This window comes from Xanthobacter aminoxidans (genome assembly GCF_043193615.1).
GTDB classification, from domain to species: Bacteria; Pseudomonadota; Alphaproteobacteria; order Rhizobiales; family Xanthobacteraceae; genus Xanthobacter; species Xanthobacter aminoxidans.
In genome coordinates this window covers 941,657-957,565 of sequence record NZ_JBAFUS010000001.1, presented here as the reverse complement: position 1 = coordinate 957,565, position 15,909 = coordinate 941,657, and the positions used below count along the sequence as shown (strand labels likewise).

Sequence of the window (15,909 nt, the reverse complement as noted above, 5' to 3'; positions counted from 1 at the left end):
TCAGGTGAAGACCATGCCGCCGTCCACGAGCAGGGACTGGCCGGTCATGAAGTCGGATTGGGACGAGGCGAGGAAGCGGGCGACGCCGACGAGATCGTCCGGGCGCGAGGCGCGGCCCAGCACGGCGCCGGCCGCGAAGGTCTCGAACGCCTCGTTCTCGCCGTGGGTCAGGCCGCTGTCGCGGAAGCCCTTGTCGATCACCTTCCACATGTCGGTGGCCACCACGCCGGGGCAGAAGGCATTGGCGGTGATGCCCTCCTTGCCGAAGGCGCGGGCGGCGGCCTGGGTCATGGCCACCACCGCGAACTTGCTGGCGCAGTAATGGGCCAGGGGCTCGTAGCCCTGCTTGGCGGCGATGGAGGCGGTGTTGATGATCTTGCCGCCGCCGCCCTGCTTGCGGAACGTCTTCACCGCTTCCTGCATGCCGATGAGCACGCCGAGCGCATTCACATCGGTGACGAAGCGCCAGTCCTCCTCGGTGATGTCGAGGAAGGGGCGCGTCTGGGCGACGCCGGCATTGTTGAACAGCACGTCGAGCCGCCCGAAGGCAGCGACAGCCTTGTCGATGAGCGCACGCACCTGTGGCCGCTCGCGCACGTCCACGGGCACGGCGATGGCGGTGCCGCCCTTGGCGGTGATCTCGTTCGCCACCTTCGTCGCTGCCGCCTCTGAAAGGTCGGCGACGACGATGCGCGCGCCGTCCTCCGCGAGGGCCCTGGCGATGGCGGCGCCGATGCCGCCGGCCGCTCCGGTGATGATGATGCTCTTGTCCTTGAGATCGGACATGTGTCCTCCTTCGCCGGTCACCCTGGCGCGCCGGCGCTTGTCGTTGCGGGGTTTCAGGCGGTCAGCGCTTGAGGTGGTCGAGCAGCAGCTCGTTCACCCGGCCGGATTTCTCCATCTGCACCATGTGGCCGGCGCCGGGCAGCACCTCCACGGTGGCGCGGCCTTCCAGCGCGCCGGCATGGGCGGCGGGAATGACGCGGTCGGTCTCGCCCCACACCACGAGGATGGGCGCGTCGGTCTGCTTCAGCCTGTCGGCCAGCACATGGGTCTGCCGCTCGGCGGGGAAGAGATTGGCGGAGAGGGCGGTCAGCGCGCTGTCCACGCCGTCGAGGCGCTTGTACTTGAGGATATCCTCGATCAACTGGCGCGTCACTGTTCCCGGATCATGGAACAACTGCTCCAGCACCGGCTTCATGTCGCGCCGTGAGCCGGCGGCGACGAAGCCGTGGGTGTAGCCGGAATTGATCTCCGGCCCGAGCCCGGCCGAGCCGATGAGCGCGAGGGAGGCGACCCGCTCCGGATGCTCCAGCGCGGCGGCGCTCGCCACCGCCCCGCCCATGGAATGGCCCACGAGATGCGCGCGCGGAATTGCGAGCGCATCCATGAAGGCGATGAGCGCACCGGAGAGGAAGGCGAGGTTCGCCTCGCCCACCGCCTTGTCCGATTGCCCGTGCCCCGGCAGGTCGAGGGCATAGACCGTGGCGGCCTCGGCGAGGGCGTCGATGTTGAACAGCCAGTTGTCGAGGTCGCCGCCGAAGCCGTGGACCAGAACCACGATCCTCTCGCCCTCGCCTCGGCGAGCGTAGCGCAGGCGGCCGGCGGGCGTGTCCACGAACTCATAGCGTGGACCCGAGGCTTCCTCCCCCGCGCCCGCCTCCTCCGGCACCGCGAAGGCGGCGACGAAGGCGTCGATCTCGGCGTCCGGAATGTCCGCATCGGCCAGCACGCCGATGAGTGCCTTTACCGGATAGACTGTGCCCGGCGTGCCGAGGGTCCGGCGCAGGACGCCGGCATCGCCCGCCTCCACCACGCCGGCGATCTTGTCGGTCTCGACCTCGACGATCTCGTCGCCGATGGCGATGGCCGTGCCCTCCGGTTTCAGCCAGCCCGTGACCTTGCCCTCCGCCATGGAGAGCCCCCACTTGGGCATGACGATGGGCTTGATGCGCGTATCCGTCATTGTCCGATGTCTCCGGCGATCAGGCGGCGAGCGCCTGGGGATGGGTCTTCAGCACGGCGGCCGCGATGGCGTCGGCGGAGGGGATGTAGAGGTCCTCCAGCGCGGGCGAGAACGGCACCGGCGTGTGTGGCGCGGTCACCATCTGCGGCGCCGCCTTCAGCGCCCCGAAGGCCTGCTGGGCCACGTAGGCCGCGACATCCGTGGCGATGGAGCAGCGCGGATTGGCCTCGTCCACCACCACCAGGCGGCCGGTGTTCTCCACGCTCTCGATCACCGTGTCCCAGTCGATGGGCGAGAGGGTGCGCAGGTCGATCACCTCCGCCTCGATGCCGCTGCGCTTCGAGAGGGTCTGTGCCGCCTCCAGTGCGCGGTGGACGGTGAGGCCGTAGCTGACGATGGTCACATCCCGCCCGTCGCGCACCACGTTCGCCTCGCCGAAGGGGATGGCGTAGGGCTCGGCCGGCACATCCGCCTCGCTGGCGTAGAGGTTCTTGTGCTCGCAGAAGATCACCGGATCGTCGTCGCGGATGGACTGGATCAGGAGGCCCTTGGCGTCATAGGCGTTGGAGGGGCACACCACCTTCAGCCCGGGCACGTGGGTGAACATGGGAGTGAGCATTTGCGAATGCTGGGCGGCGGCGCGGAAGCCGGCACCGACCATGGCGCGGATGACCACGGGCGTCTTCGCCTTGCCGCCGAACATGTAGCGGAACTTGGCCGCCTGGTTCAGGATCTGGTCGAAGCACACGCCCATGAAGTCGAGGAACATCAGCTCCGCCACCGGGCGCATGCCGCAGGCGGCGGCGCCGATGGCCGCGCCGATGTAGGCGCTCTCGGACAGGGGGGTGTCCATCAGGCGGTTGCCGTGCTTGCCGTAGAGCCCCTTGGTGACGCCGAGCACGCCGCCCCAGGCGTCCATCTCCCCCGGCGAGCCGGAGCCGCCGACGATATCCTCGCCGAGCAGGATGACGGAGGGATCGCGGCGCATTTCAAGGTCGAGGGCTTCGTTGATCGCCAGCTTGAAGCTGAGGGTGCGGGACATGGTTTCCTCCAGGAAATCGTTGGGCCGTGCGGGTTCGCTGTCGTGGCTCAGTAGGAGACGTAGACGTCGCTGGTGAGCTCCTGCGGCGTCGGCTGCGGCGCCGACTTGGCCGAGGACACGGCATCGTCGATGAGGTTTGCCACCTCGCGGTCCATGAGCGCGATCTCGGCATCGGAGACGATGCCCGCCGCCGTCACGCGATCGGCGAAGATCTTCAGGCAGTCGCGGTTGAGGCGGTTGAAGTCGTTCTCGCCCTTGGCCTTGTAGGTCTGGCTGTCGCCCTCGAAATGGCCGTAGAAGCGCACCATCTTGCATTCGAGCAGAGCCGGCCCGCCGCCCGCGCGCGCCTTGGCGATCAGTTCGCCGGCCGCCTTGTGCACGGCGAAGAAGTCCGTGCCGTCCACGCTGACGCCCGGCAGGCCGAAGCCGTGGGCGCGGTCGAGGAAATTGTCCACGCCCGTTGCGTAAGTAACCGAAGTCGCCTCTGCGTATCCGTTGTTCTCCAGCACGAAGATCACCGGCAGGTTCCAGACGGCGGCGAGGTTCATGCTTTCGAGAACCGTGCCCTGGTTGGCCGCGCCGTCGCCGAAGAAGGTGATGCCGACCCCGCCGTCGCCGCGGCACTTGGCGGCGAGCGCAGCGCCGCAGATGAGCGGCGCACCGGCGCCGAGGATGCCGTTGGCGCCCATCATCCCCTTGGAGAGATCGGCGATGTGCATGGAGCCGCCCTTGCCGCGGCACGAGCCGGACGACTTCCCGTAGATCTCGGCCATCATCTCCTCCACATCCACGCCCTTGGCGATGCAGTGCCCGTGGCCGCGATGGGTGGAGGCGATGCGGTCGCTGTCGGTGAGGTGCATCATGATGCCGGTGGCGCAGGCCTCCTCGCCGGCATAGAGGTGGACGAAGCCGGGGATGTCGCCCTTGGCGAATTCCACGTGCAGCCGCTCCTCGAAATCGCGGATGGTCCGCATGGTGCGGTAGGCCGCAAGCAGCGCGTCCTTCTCCAGCGGAATGGGATTGTTGGACAGCGCGCCGTCGGCGGTCTGCATGGGCGACGTGATGGACATGGGCTTTTCCTCCTCCTTCGGATCGACGGGACCGGCAGGGAGGAAGGGCAGCCGCAGGCGTGCCCGTTCACGGCCCGCTTCTGGCGGAGCGGGCCACGTTTCCTTCCCTTGCCGTGTGCTTCAGTGCCGGCTTCGCGCCGGCTTGATGGAAAGGACATGAGCAAGGGGCGGGCCAATCGCGCCCGTCGCGTCAAACCGTTGCGGGACAAGGCGGTGCCGCCAGCGTGGCGCAGGGGTACCTGAGGCGGCGACGCCACAGGTGTGGCGCCGCGCGTGCCACAGGTGTTGCAGCTTGGCCCTCACCATGGATTTCGCGGACACACCCTGACCCGCGGAAAGGCTTGCCGGCGCTCCATTTCGCGGCAACACTCGCGCACAATAAAAAACGATCTGGGAGGATCGTCATGCGACAGGAGCAGGTCGCGCATATCGACGAGCTCATGCGCGCGGCGAGCGGCTTGCCTGTGCCGTCATGCGGCACGCGCGATTCCGTCATCATGAAGTCCTGGCAGCGCTGCGTGAGCGAGCACCGTCTCGATCCGGTGGTGTTGCGCGAGCCGTTGATCCTGCCCTCGACGCAGCTGCGCGAGCATCAGGACGCCATGGACGAATTCACCCACACCGCGCGCTTCGGGGTGGAGACGCTCTATCGGGACGTGGCGGGGCTCGGCTACGTGCTGCTGCTCACCGATGCCAAGGGCATCACCGTGGACTTCATCGGCGATCCCACCTTCGACGCCACCCTCATGCGCGCTGGCCTCTATCTCGGCGCCGACTGGAAGGAGCCGAGCGCGGGCACCTGCGCCGTGGGCACCTGCATCGCCACCGGCGAAGCGCTGGTGGTCCACCAGACCGATCATTTCGACGCGACCCACATCCCGCTCACCTGCACGGCAGCGCCGGTGTTCGATCCCTCCGGTGCGCTCGCCGCCGTCCTCGACATCTCGGCGCTGCGCTCGCCGCAGCCGAAGGAGAGCCAGCTCCTCGCGCTCCAGCTGGTGAAGTCGGTCGCCCACAAGATCGAGACGGCGAACCTGCTCAATCGCTTCCGGGGCGAGTTCATCCTACGCCTCGCGCCCTCGCCCGAATTCGCCGACGTGGACCCGCCCTACGTGCTGGCGGTGGACAGTTCCGGCTGCATCGCCGGTTTCAACAGCAAGGCCCGCGCGCTGCTGCGGCGCGAGCTGGAGGCACGGCCGCCGGCCGATGCCGTGCGGCCGCTGGTGGGGCGCCGCCTGAGCGAGTTCATCGAGATCGCCATCGACGACCTGCCGCGCCTTGGCCCGGCGAGCCCCGTGGCGCAGCGCATGGTCCGCCTTGCCGGCACGGGGACGCCCATGTTCGCCCATTGCCAGCTGCCCGCCCGCATCTCCACGCGGTCGGTTGCGGCCGCCCCGCCGAGCCTGCCGGCACCGCTCGCCGGCCTCCACGGCGGTGATGCGGCCATGGCGACAGTGACGGCCCGCGCGGCGCGGCTCGTGAACACCCAGATGAACCTCATCGTCTGCGGCGAGACGGGCACCGGCAAGGAATTCCTCGCCAAGGCCATCCACGCCGCCGGCGCCCGCTCCGCGCGGCCCTTCGTGGCGGTGAACTGCGCGGCGCTGCCGGAGACGTTGATCGAGGGCGAATTGTTCGGCTACGAGGCCGGTGCCTTCACTGGCGCCGTCGCACGCGGCCGCAAGGGTCTCGTGCTGGAGGCGGACGGCGGCACGCTGTTCCTGGACGAGATTGGCGACATGCCGCTGACCCTCCAGACCCGCCTCCTGCGCGTGCTCGCGGAGCGGGAGGTAACGCCTTTGGGCCGCACGCGGCCGGTGCCGGTGAACATCCGCGTCATCGCCGCGACCCACCGCGATCTCCTCGCGGAGGTGAACGCCGGCCGCTTCCGCGAAGACCTCTATTTCCGCCTGAGCGGCGCCGTCCTGACCTTGCCGCCGCTGCGCCGCCGCGCCGATTTCGAGTGGCTGGTGGAGCGCCTGCTGGAGGAGCGGGGCAAAGCGGCGAAGACCCGCTTCAGCCTGTCGCCGGACGCGCGCGATCTGCTGCGCGCCTATCGCTGGCCCGGCAATATCCGCGAGCTGATGAACACGCTGGATTTCGCCTGCGCGCTCGCCGCCGAGGGGACGATCCAGTGGGAAGACCTTCCCGAACGCCTGCGCGAGGCTGACTCCCCGCACGAGGCGGGCGCGGCTGCCCTGTCGCCAGCCTTCCCATCAGGGGAGGGGGAGATCGCCCAGGACCGGCTCCTCGCCGCCCTGCGGGCGCGGAGCTGGAACATTTCCGCCGTCGCCCGCGACCTCGGTGTGGACCGCACCACGATCCACCGCCGCATGCGCCGCTACGGCATCGCGCGCCGCGTCTAGGGCCAACCATGCGCGCAAAGAGGGGATGCGCGATGGCCCGCTTCGGCGGTCCCTGAATGGATCTCATCGCTCTAAGCCGACCTGAGGTCAGGCTCCGCCACGCGCCGGCCGGGGCGCAGCGCCGAATGTCGCCATCTCGCCTACGAGCCACGCTTCCAGCGCCCTCAGTTCGGCGCGGATGGCGGCCTGAGGCGAGATCCACAGCCTCAGGTGCCGCGCGCCGGGCGTGAAGCCGAACGGCGCCACCAGCCGGCCGGATTGCAATTCGCTCAGGGCCAACATGTGCGGAACCACCGCAACGCCAAGGCCGCAGGCCGCCGCCTGGATGAGCAGATAGAAATGATCGAAGCTGCGCTGCGCCTTGAGGGTGAGGCCGCCGTTGCCGGTCGCCTCGGCCCAGTCCCGCCACGCCTCGGGCCGGGTGTTGGTGGCCAGAAGGTGCGCGCGCGCCAGATCGTCCGGCGTCGCCAGCGGCATGGCGGCGAGATAGTCCGGGGCGCAGACCGGGCCGATCCACTCCGCCCCCAGTTCGCGGATGATGGCATCGCGGGGTGGGGGGATGGTGGAGGAGCGGATCGCCAGCGAGATGTTGTCGCGGCTGAAATCCACCTTGTCGTAATTCATGTTCAGCTCCACCTGCACGTCCGGATTCCGACGGTGAAACCCGGCCATGCGCGGGATGAGCCAGCACAGCATGATGGAGGCCGAGCAGGAGAGGGTCAGCGGCCCCGGCCGCACCCGCTCAAGCGTGGCATGGATCACCCCGAACGCGGTCGTGAGCCCCTCGGCAAGCCGTTGGCCCTCGGGCGTCGGATCGGTGGCGGTACCCCGGCGGGCCAGCAACTGCACGCCGAGGGTCGCTTCCAGCGCCTTCACATGGCGGCTGACAGCCCCGTGCGTGACGCACAATTCCTCCGCCGCCCGGCTCATGCTCCGGTGCCGCGCCGTGGCCTCGAACGCGCGCAGCGCCACCAATGATGGCAAGGGGTGGCTCGGCTGTTGAGACATCGGCTGAAGGCTCTATTTCGCTGCAATGCAGCATCCAAAATGTGAGTTTAACTCACATCCGGCGGACAACAAATCGATTGTTCCTGCCGCCTCCCAGCGCCTAATGGCGCACGTCAGCTCTAAGCCCGGGCAGCCACCTGCGCGGCGTCCCGAGCCCAAAAACAAGAATGCGCAGACGGCAACCCATCTGCCTTATCTGGGAGGATAACCATGCCTGAGCCCGCGGTGTCGGCCGTCGAGCGGTCGGCCATCAGCAAGGTCTGCTGGCGGCTGACGCCGTTCATCGGCCTGATGTTCTTCATCAACTTCCTCGACCGTACCGCCGTGTCCTTCGCCGGACCCAACGGCATGACCAAGGACCTCGGCCTGAACGCCGCACAGTTCGGCTTCGCCGCGGGCATCTTCTTCCTCGGCTATATCCTCCTGGAAGTGCCGAGCAACCTTGCGCTCCACAAGTTCGGCGCGCGCCGCTGGCTCGCCCGCATCATGGTCACCTGGGGCATCGTCGCCCTGCTGTTCACCTGGGTGAGCAGCGTGGAAGGCCTCTATTTCCTGCGCTTCCTGCTGGGCGTTGCCGAAGCCGGCTTCTTCCCCGGCGCGATCCTCTATCTCAGCCTGTGGGTACCGGCGCGTCACCGCAACAAGGTGCTGGCGCTGTTCTATGTGGCGCAACCGCTCACCATCGTCATCGGTGCGCCCTTCGCGTCGGCGCTGATCGGGGCTGACGGGCTGATGGGCCTCGCCGGCTGGCGTGTCATGTTCTTCGGCGTCGCGGTGCCGGCCATCGTGGTCGGCGTGATCGCCTGGTTCTACCTCGTGGACAAGCCGGCCGACGCGAAATGGCTGACCGCCGCGGAGCGCTCCTGGCTCACGTCCGAGCTTGCTAAGGAAGAGAAGGCGAAGGGCGGCTCGCACAACATCCTCGCCACCGGCGCGCTGCTGAACGGACGGGTGTGGCTGCTCTCCTTCGTCTATTTCGGCCTCATCTACGGCCTCTACGCTCTGGCCTTCTTCCTGCCCACCATCATCTCCGGCTTCGAGGCCCAGTTCGGCTCCAAGTTCAGCGTGATGCAGAAGGGCTTCATCACCGCCATCCCCTATCTGCCCGCGGCATTCGCCCTGGTGCTGTGGAGCCGGCAGGCGGCGAAGACCGGCGTGAAGCCCTGGCATGTGGGCCTGCCCGCCCTCATCGGCGCGGTCTCCATCCCGGTGGCGCTCTACATGAACTCGCCTGCGGCCACGGTGGCGGTCATCACGGTCACGGCCTGCGCCATCTTCTCGGCACTGCCCAACTTCTGGGCCATCCCCGCCCGCTTCCTGTCGGGCGCCGGTGCGGCGGCGGGCATCGCCCTCATCAACACGGTAGGCAATGTGGCCGGCTTTGCGGCACCCTTCATCACCGGGTGGGTGAAGGATGCCACTGGCTCCTTCCAGGCGGCGATGCTGCTGGTGGGTGGCTTCATGCTCCTGTCCGCGGTGCTGACCCTGGTGGTGGCGCGGCAGGGCGAGAGCCTCGGCGACAGGGCCGCGGCTCCGGCGCGCTCGGCCTGACGGCGCAACTGAACAAACACGAGGGGCCGGCCCTGCCGGCCCCGATGAAGACGACGGGAGAAACAAGATGGATGCGAAGATCGCGCTGTTCGGCGCCGGCGGAAAGATGGGCGTGCGCCTGTCCAAGAACCTCGCCAAGACGGACTTCCGCGTGGCCCATGTGGAGGTCAGTGAGATCGGCCGCAAGCGGCTCAAGGACGAGGTGGGCGTCGACTGCATTGAGGTGGATGCCGCCCTCGACGGCGCCGACGTGGTCATCCTCGCCGTGCCGGACACCCTCATCGGCAAGGTCTCGCACGCCATCTCGTCCAAGCTGAAGGCAGGCACCATGGTGATGCTGCTGGACGCCGCAGCACCCTTCGCCGGGCATCTGCCGGAGCGGCCCGACCTCATCTATTTCGTCTCGCACCCCTGCCACCCGTTGATTTTCAACGATGAGACCACCGAGGAAGGCCGGCGCGACTATTTCGGCGGCGTGGCCGCGAAGCAGTCCATCACCTCCGCGCTGATGCAGGGGCCGGACGAGGCGTTCGCCCTGGGCGAGGCGGTGGCGAAGGCCATCTACGCCCCCATCCTGCGCTCCTATCGCCTGACCGTCGAACAGATGGCGATCCTGGAGCCGGGCCTGTCCGAGACCATCTGCGCCACCCTGCTCGATGTCATGCGCGAAGCCATGGACGAAACGGTGCGGCGGGGGGTGCCGGCGGAGTGCGCGCGGGACTTCCTGCTGGGCCACATGAACATCCTTGCGGCGGTGACGTTCAAGGAGATTCCTGGCATGTTCTCAGATGCTTGCAACAAGGCCATCCAGTTCGGCAAGCCGCGGCTGATGCGGGACGACTGGCTCAAGTGCCTGGACAATGACGAGATCGCCGAGAGCATCCGCCGCATCACCTGAGCGGTACCAGCTCCCCCGAGAGCCCAACCAATTCCTCAACAAAGGCAATTGGTTGGGCTCACCTGACAGACGACCTTGGGAACCCGTGTGATGAGCGATCGTGTCCATGCCACCTACTGGATGGAGACCGGGGGCGACCCGGCGCGGACGGCGGAGGTCATCGCCGGGGAGCAGTCGAGCGGCACCTTCGTGGCGCTGGCCACCGAGACGGCAGAGCTGAAGCAGCGTTCGGGTGCAAAAGTCGAGCGTCTCGAGATACTTGACGTGGTGGACCGGCCCAGCCTGCCGGGCGCCATGGCGTCCGATCGCTACACGAGGGCGACGCTCGAACTGTCCTGGCCGGTGGAGAATTTCGGCCCGTCCCTGCCGAACCTGATGTCCACCATCGCCGGCAATCTGTTCGAGTTACACCAGGTTTCCGGTCTGCGTATCACCGGCCTTCAGCTGCCATTCGGCTTCACGTCAGCTTTCAAGGGTCCGGCCTTCGGCATTTCCGGCACCCGCCGCCTCGCCGGAGTGGCGGAAGGGCCCATCATCGGCACCATCATCAAGCCCTCCATCGGCCTCACAGCGGAGGAGACCGCGCAGCAGGTGCGCGAGCTGATCGCCGGCGACATCGACTTCATCAAGGACGACGAACTGCAGGCCGACGGCGGCCGCTGCCCGTTCGAGGAGCGGGTGCGGGCGGTGATGCGGGTGGTGAACGATGCCGCCGACCGGCGGGGCCGCAAGGTGATGGTGGCCTTCAACATCACCGGCGACCTGGACGAGATGCGCCGCCGCCATGACCTCGTGCTGGAGCTGGGCGGCACCTGCGTGATGGTCTGCCTCAATTCCATCGGCCTCGTGGGGGTGCGGGAGATCGCCCGCCACGCCCAGCTGCCGTTGCACGGCCACCGCGCCGGCTGGGGCACGCTCTATCGCGCGCCGGCGCTGGGGTGGGACTATGCCCCCTGGCAGCAGCTCTGGCGGCTGGCGGGGGTGGACCACCTGCATGTGAACGGGCTCTACAACAAGTTCTCCGAGAGCAATGAGAGCGTCATCGCTGCCGCCCGCGCGGTGCTGGCGCCCATCAATGACACGGCCCCCATGGAGGCCATGCCGGTCTTCTCCTCCGGCCAGACCGGACGGCAGGCGGCACAGACCTATGCCGCCATCGGCTGCGCCGATCTCATCCACACGGCGGGCGGCGGCATCTTCGGCCATCCCGCGGGGGTGCCGGCCGGCGTCGAGGCGCTGCGGGCGGCCTGGCGGGCGGCCATGGCGGGGGCGAGCCTCGAGGACGAGGCGACCCGCAGCACCGCGCTGAAGACCGCGCTCGGCTTCTGGCGATGATTTCGGGGACCAAGACCGGCGCGGCGCTGCCGGAGGGCCTGCTCCTCGCTTACTACGGCGACGACTTCACCGGCTCCACCGACGCGCTGGAGGCGATCACGGCGGCCGGCGTGCCCTCGGTGCTGTTCCTGCGCCCGCCCACCGAAGAGATGCGCGCGCGCTTTCCCAATGCCCGCGCCATCGGCCTTGCGGGCTCCTCGCGCGGGCGCTCGCCGGAGTGGATGGACAAGGAGCTGCCGCCCCTGTTCGCCCGCCTCGCGGCGCTGGGCGCGCCGGTGCTGCACTACAAGGTGTGCTCCACCTTCGATTCCGCCCCCCATGTGGGCTCCATCGGCCGCGCCATCGATCTCGGGGTGCGGCAGATGGGCGGCGGCTGGTCGCCCATGGTGGTGGGCGTGCCGCGCCTCGGCCGCTACCAGATGTTCGGCAACTTGTTCGTCACCTGGAACGGCACCACCTACCGGCTCGACCGCCACCCCACCATGTCGCGCCATCCGGTGACGCCCATGCACGAGGCGGACCTTGGCCGTCATCTCGCCCGCCAGACGGACCGGCGCATCGCCCTCATCGATCTCGCCGAGATCCGCGCCGGCCAGGCACAGGCGCGCTGCGACGCGCTTCGGGGCGATGACACGCCCGTGGTGCTCATCGACGTGATGGATGAGGCGACCCTGGTGGAGGCCGGACGGCTCATCTGGGAGAACCGGGGCGACGGCTTGTTCTCCGCCTCCTCCTCCGGCCTGCAATATGCGCTCGCCGCCTATTGGCGCAGCCTCGGCCTGCTACCGGAAGCGCCCGGCCTGCCCAAGGCCAGTGCCGTGGAGAAGATCGCCATCGTCTCGGGCAGCTGCTCGCCGGTGACGGCGGCGCAGCTCGCTCACGCGCGGACCGCCGGCTTCCACACCGAGCGGCTGGACCTCTCCCACGCGCTCTCCGACGTCCATCGGGAGGCGGAAATCTCCCGCGCCGTCGCGACCGCCATGGATGCGCTCTCCCGTGGCCTGAGCCCGGTCGTCTACAGCGCCGAGGGGCCGGACGACCCGGCCGTCGCCGGCTTCGACGCCACCGCCGCCGTGGCCGGCCTCTCCCGTGCCGATGCGGCGCGGCGGGTGGGCACGGTGCTGGCAGAGATCATGCGCCGCATCGTGGAAAGCGGCGCGGTGCGGCGGGTGATGGTGGCAGGCGGCGACAGTTCCGGCGAGGTGATGGAGGCGCTCAACATCTTCGCCCTCGACATCGTCGCCGGCCTCGCCCCCGGCGCCCCCCTGTGCCGCGCATGGTCCGACGATCCACTCTATGACGGGCTGGAACTGGTGCTGAAGGGCGGCCAGATGGGGCCGACCGATTTCTTCCCTCAGGTGAGGGGCTGAGGCGCTCCGCATTCCTGTCGCGCACTCTCAGGGCCAGCTGTCTTGACGCCGCCGGCCCGATCATTCTTTAAGCCCCGCGCCATGATCGACGGGATCGAGCTGCCGATCCGGCTCCGAGTGCGCCCGGTTCAGCGCAATTCGAGGACCACACTGAAATCGCCGTCGCCATCGCAGCGACGCTCGCCGCCGGTGCCGCGCAGGCGGAAGTGAAGGACGTCCGCATCTCGAAGGGCTACGGCATCCTCTATCTGCCGCTCATCGTGATGGAGGACCAGAAGCTCCTGGAGAAGCAGGCGGAGAAGGCGGGCCTTGGCCCGCTCAAGGTCAACTGGCTGATGCTGGACGGCGGCAACGTCATCAACGACGCCATGATGGCCGGCTCCCTCGACATCGCCGGCACCGGCGCGCCCGGCTTCATCACGCTGTGGTCGAAGGCCAAGGGCATCCCGAACGTGGAGGTGGTCGGCGTCAGCGGGCTGTCCTCCACCGCCCTGTGGATGAACACCAACAATCCGGCCGTGAATTCGCTGAAGGACTTCAAGTCCTCCGACAAGATCGCTTTGCCGGGCATCAAGACATCGCTCTCGGCCGTCATTCTCCAGATGATGGCGGCGCAGGAGTTCGGCCGCGAAAACTATGCCAAGCTCGATCCCATGACCGTGGGCCTGCCCCATCCCGAGGCGCTCGCGGCCCTCACCGCCGGCCGGACCGAGATCACCGCGCACTTCACCTCGCCGCCCTTCTCCTATCTGGAGGTGAAGAACCCCAACGTGCGCCGGGTGGCGAACTCGGTGGATATTCTCGGGCGCCTGACCATGGACGTAACCTTCGCGCCCAAGCGCTTCGTCGATGCCAACCCGAAGGTGGTGCAGGCCTTCCTCGACGCGCTCGACGAGGCGGATCAGTTCATCGCCAAGGACAAGGCGGCCGCAGCCGAGATCTATGTGCGCTCCTCCAAGGTGAAGACTACCCAGCAGGAGGTGCTGGAGATGCTGGAGGACAAGGACACCTGGTTCTCCACCACCCCCGAGGGCATCATGAAGATCGCCGATTTCATGCACCTCGCGGGCTCCATCAAGGCGAAGCCGGCGAGCTGGAGCGACCTGTTCGTGCCGCAGCTGCGCACCCGCAGCGGCAGCTGAGGGTCAGCCGCGCCTCACCCTTGAAGGTCGAATAGACCGAGGCAGGTGTGAGCCGAGTTCAACGGGGGGAGGGCGCGCGTATCGCGCCGGGCTCGCCGAGACCGCCCGACCCGAACGGTCGCAGCCCCCGTCGAGCCTTCCCAACCGTGTCGCCCCATTGTGCGGGCGCCGCGGAGGGATATCCTCGCCCCATGGACATGATCCGCATTCTGCTGGTCGACGATCATCCGATCGTGCGCGAGGGCTACCGCCGGCTGCTCGACCGTCAGCCCGGCCTTTCTGTCGTGGCCGAGGCGGGCGACGGGATCGCGGCGCTCACCGCCTTCGCCGCCCATGCGCCGGATATCGTGCTGATGGACCTGTCCATGCCCGGCGGCGGCGGCTTCACGGCGGTGGAGGCCATGGTGGCCCGCGATCCGGGGGCGCGGATCATCGTCGTGTCCATGCACCAGGGCGCCATCTTCGCCCAGAAGGCCATGGCGGCGGGCGCGCGGGGCTTCGTGTCCAAGAGCAGCCCGCCGGAGGAACTGGTCAAGGCCATAACGGCGGTGGCGGCGGGGCGGCGGGCGCTGTCGTCCGACATGGCCCAGGAGCTGGCCCGCACCTCGCTCGGCACCGACGAGATCGCCAGCCTGACACCGCGTGAGCGCGAGATCCTGCTGCTCGTCGCGCGCGGCATGAACGGCCGCTCCATCGCCCGCAGCCTCGGGCTCTCCTCCAAGACCGTCCAGAACAACCTGTCGCTGATCCGGGCCAAGCTCGGCGCCTCCGGCGACGCCGACCTGGTGCTGAAGGCTCAGCGGTCCGGCCTCGTCCCGGCCATCTGATGCGCCGGCTCCTGCCCCAGCTGGTGCTGCGCGTGCTGGCGGCGGGGCTTGCCACGGTGGTGGTCGCCGCCGGCTGGGTGCTTTGGGATACGGCGCAGGCCGCGCGGCAGGATGTGGCGACCACCGCCGTCCGCGTCGCCGACGCCATCGCCGCCCGCCCGAGCTTCGAGGGGCTCGCCTTCGGCGGCGTGGCGCCGGTGCCGGTGTTCCGCGACTGGCAGGCCTTTCCCGCCTGGACCCTCATCGCACCGGGGATCTGCGTCGAACTCGGCGCGCGGGAGAATCCGCTGCACCGGCGCTGCGGCCCCTATGTCGCCGCCGATGTGGCGCCGCCGGGCTGGTTCGTCTGGCTGGCGGGGCACCTCGGCCTGATGCCTGAGCCCATGTCCGTGCCGGTGCGCACGCGCTACCTGACCGATGCCTATGTCACCGCTTCGGCCGACACCGGAGTCGTCATGAGCCGGGCCTGGACGCGGACCGGCGACCTGATGCGGGTGGCGGTGGGCATGGCGGTTGGCGGCTCCATTCTCACCGGCCTGCTGATGGTCCGGCTCCTCGCCCCGTTCCGCATCATCCTGAGCGGCATCGAGCGCCTCCAGCGGCGCGACTTCTCGGCCGGGCTGCCGCCGCTCCACGTCGCCGAGTTCGATCGCCTGAGCACCGCTTTGAACCATACGGCGGAGACGCTCAAGGAGGCGCAGGCCATGCGCACCGAGCTGACGCGCCGCCTGTTCACCATGCAGGAGAGCGAGCGGCGGGCGCTCGCCCGCGAGCTGCACGACGAGTTCGGCCAGTGCCTCACCGCCACCCGGGCGCTGGCCACGGCCATCGCGCAGTCGAAGGAGACCACCGCCGAGGACGGCGCGCGGATCGCCGAGATCAGCGGCCAGATGATGGACAGCCTGCGCGCCGAGCTGTCCCGCCTGCGCCCGCCCGATCTCGACGACCTCGGCCTGCGCCACGCGCTGGAGCGGCTCGTCGCCGACTGGCGCAGCCGCGTGCCTGCCATCTGCTTCGCGCTGGAGCTGACGGGCGACATGGAGGCGGTGCCGGACACCCTCGCCCTCAGCCTCTACCGCATCGCCCAGGAATGCCTCACCAATGCCGTCCGCCATGGCGGCCCCGGCAGCGTCATCCTGACTCTGGAGGTCGCCGAGACGATCACCCTGACCGTCGAGGACGACGGCGCCGCGCGGCCCGACAGCCGGGCGGGCGACGGCTACGGCCTGCTCGGCATCCGCGAGCGGGTCGATGCGCTCGGCGGCAGCTTCGCGCTGGCGCCGTCGGGCGGCGGCATGCGGGCGACGGCACGTCTTCCCCGTTGATCCGGGTGA

Annotated in this window: 13 protein-coding genes; 8 read left to right on the top strand and 5 right to left on the bottom strand. The window is 68.9% G+C overall.

The window, feature by feature from the left end; translation table 11 throughout:
• The 4 genes from V5F74_RS04345 to V5F74_RS04330 all read right to left on the bottom strand — a co-directional run bounded on the left by V5F74_RS04345 (position 1) and on the right by V5F74_RS04330 (position 4,078).
• A complete protein-coding gene (locus tag V5F74_RS04345) occupies positions 1-786 on the bottom strand; it encodes a glucose 1-dehydrogenase (protein ID WP_029557705.1) in 786 nt (261 codons plus the stop codon).
• A gap of 61 nt (positions 787-847) precedes the next feature.
• On the bottom strand, positions 848-1,966 hold the full coding sequence (locus V5F74_RS04340; RefSeq protein WP_029557706.1) for an acetoin dehydrogenase dihydrolipoyllysine-residue acetyltransferase subunit: 1,119 nt from the start codon (positions 1,964-1,966) through the stop codon (positions 848-850).
• A gap of 19 nt (positions 1,967-1,985) precedes the next feature.
• The gene (locus V5F74_RS04335; RefSeq protein ID WP_250167830.1) at positions 1,986-3,008 is read right to left on the bottom strand and encodes an alpha-ketoacid dehydrogenase subunit beta; all 1,023 of its coding nucleotides are present in this window, start codon (positions 3,006-3,008) and stop codon (positions 1,986-1,988) included.
• Positions 3,009-3,055: 47 nt separating this feature from the next.
• Positions 3,056-4,078: a thiamine pyrophosphate-dependent dehydrogenase E1 component subunit alpha gene (locus V5F74_RS04330; RefSeq protein ID WP_280938447.1), complete on the bottom strand. Its 1,023-nt coding sequence runs from the start codon at positions 4,076-4,078 to the stop codon at positions 3,056-3,058.
• 404 nt (positions 4,079-4,482) lie between these two features.
• Here V5F74_RS04330 and V5F74_RS04325 point away from each other — a divergent pair, with 404 nt between their 5' ends.
• Positions 4,483-6,444 carry a sigma-54-dependent Fis family transcriptional regulator gene (locus V5F74_RS04325; protein ID WP_394006456.1) on the top strand — a complete coding sequence of 654 codons (1,962 nt, stop codon included), beginning with the start codon at positions 4,483-4,485 and terminating at the stop codon, positions 6,442-6,444.
• Positions 6,445-6,531: 87 nt separating this feature from the next.
• Here the strand turns inward: V5F74_RS04325 and V5F74_RS04320 are convergent, their stop codons facing one another.
• On the bottom strand, positions 6,532-7,428 hold the full coding sequence (locus V5F74_RS04320; RefSeq protein ID WP_394006454.1) for a LysR substrate-binding domain-containing protein: 897 nt from the start codon (positions 7,426-7,428) through the stop codon (positions 6,532-6,534).
• Positions 7,429-7,662: 234 nt separating this feature from the next.
• On the opposite strand from V5F74_RS04320, the gene V5F74_RS04315 reads away from it, so the two are divergent.
• The 7 genes from V5F74_RS04315 to V5F74_RS04285 all read left to right on the top strand — a co-directional run bounded on the left by V5F74_RS04315 (position 7,663) and on the right by V5F74_RS04285 (position 15,900).
• Positions 7,663-9,003, top strand: a complete 1,341-nt coding sequence (locus V5F74_RS04315) for an MFS transporter (protein WP_394006452.1) — start codon at positions 7,663-7,665, stop codon at positions 9,001-9,003.
• A 67-nt stretch (positions 9,004-9,070) separates the two neighbouring features.
• Positions 9,071-9,901 carry a phosphogluconate dehydrogenase C-terminal domain-containing protein gene (locus V5F74_RS04310; protein ID WP_394006450.1) on the top strand — a complete coding sequence of 277 codons (831 nt, stop codon included), beginning with the start codon at positions 9,071-9,073 and terminating at the stop codon, positions 9,899-9,901.
• A gap of 90 nt (positions 9,902-9,991) precedes the next feature.
• On the top strand, positions 9,992-11,236 hold the full coding sequence (locus V5F74_RS04305; protein ID WP_394006448.1) for a ribulose-bisphosphate carboxylase large subunit family protein: 1,245 nt from the start codon (positions 9,992-9,994) through the stop codon (positions 11,234-11,236).
• Entirely contained in the window at positions 11,233-12,606 is a 1,374-nt protein-coding gene (gene oiaK, locus V5F74_RS04300) for a 3-oxo-isoapionate kinase OiaK (protein WP_394006446.1), read from the top strand. The genes V5F74_RS04305 and oiaK overlap by 4 nt, the downstream gene beginning before the upstream one ends.
• Positions 12,607-12,761: 155 nt before the next feature.
• Entirely contained in the window at positions 12,762-13,748 is a 987-nt protein-coding gene (locus tag V5F74_RS04295) for an ABC transporter substrate-binding protein (RefSeq protein ID WP_394007468.1), read from the top strand.
• Between the two features lie 191 nt (positions 13,749-13,939).
• Positions 13,940-14,575, top strand: a complete 636-nt coding sequence (locus V5F74_RS04290) for a response regulator (protein WP_029557716.1) — start codon at positions 13,940-13,942, stop codon at positions 14,573-14,575.
• Entirely contained in the window at positions 14,575-15,900 is a 1,326-nt protein-coding gene (locus tag V5F74_RS04285; RefSeq protein ID WP_394006444.1) for a histidine kinase, read from the top strand. The genes V5F74_RS04290 and V5F74_RS04285 overlap by 1 nt, the downstream gene beginning before the upstream one ends.
• The last annotated feature ends 9 nt before the right edge of the window (positions 15,901-15,909 follow it).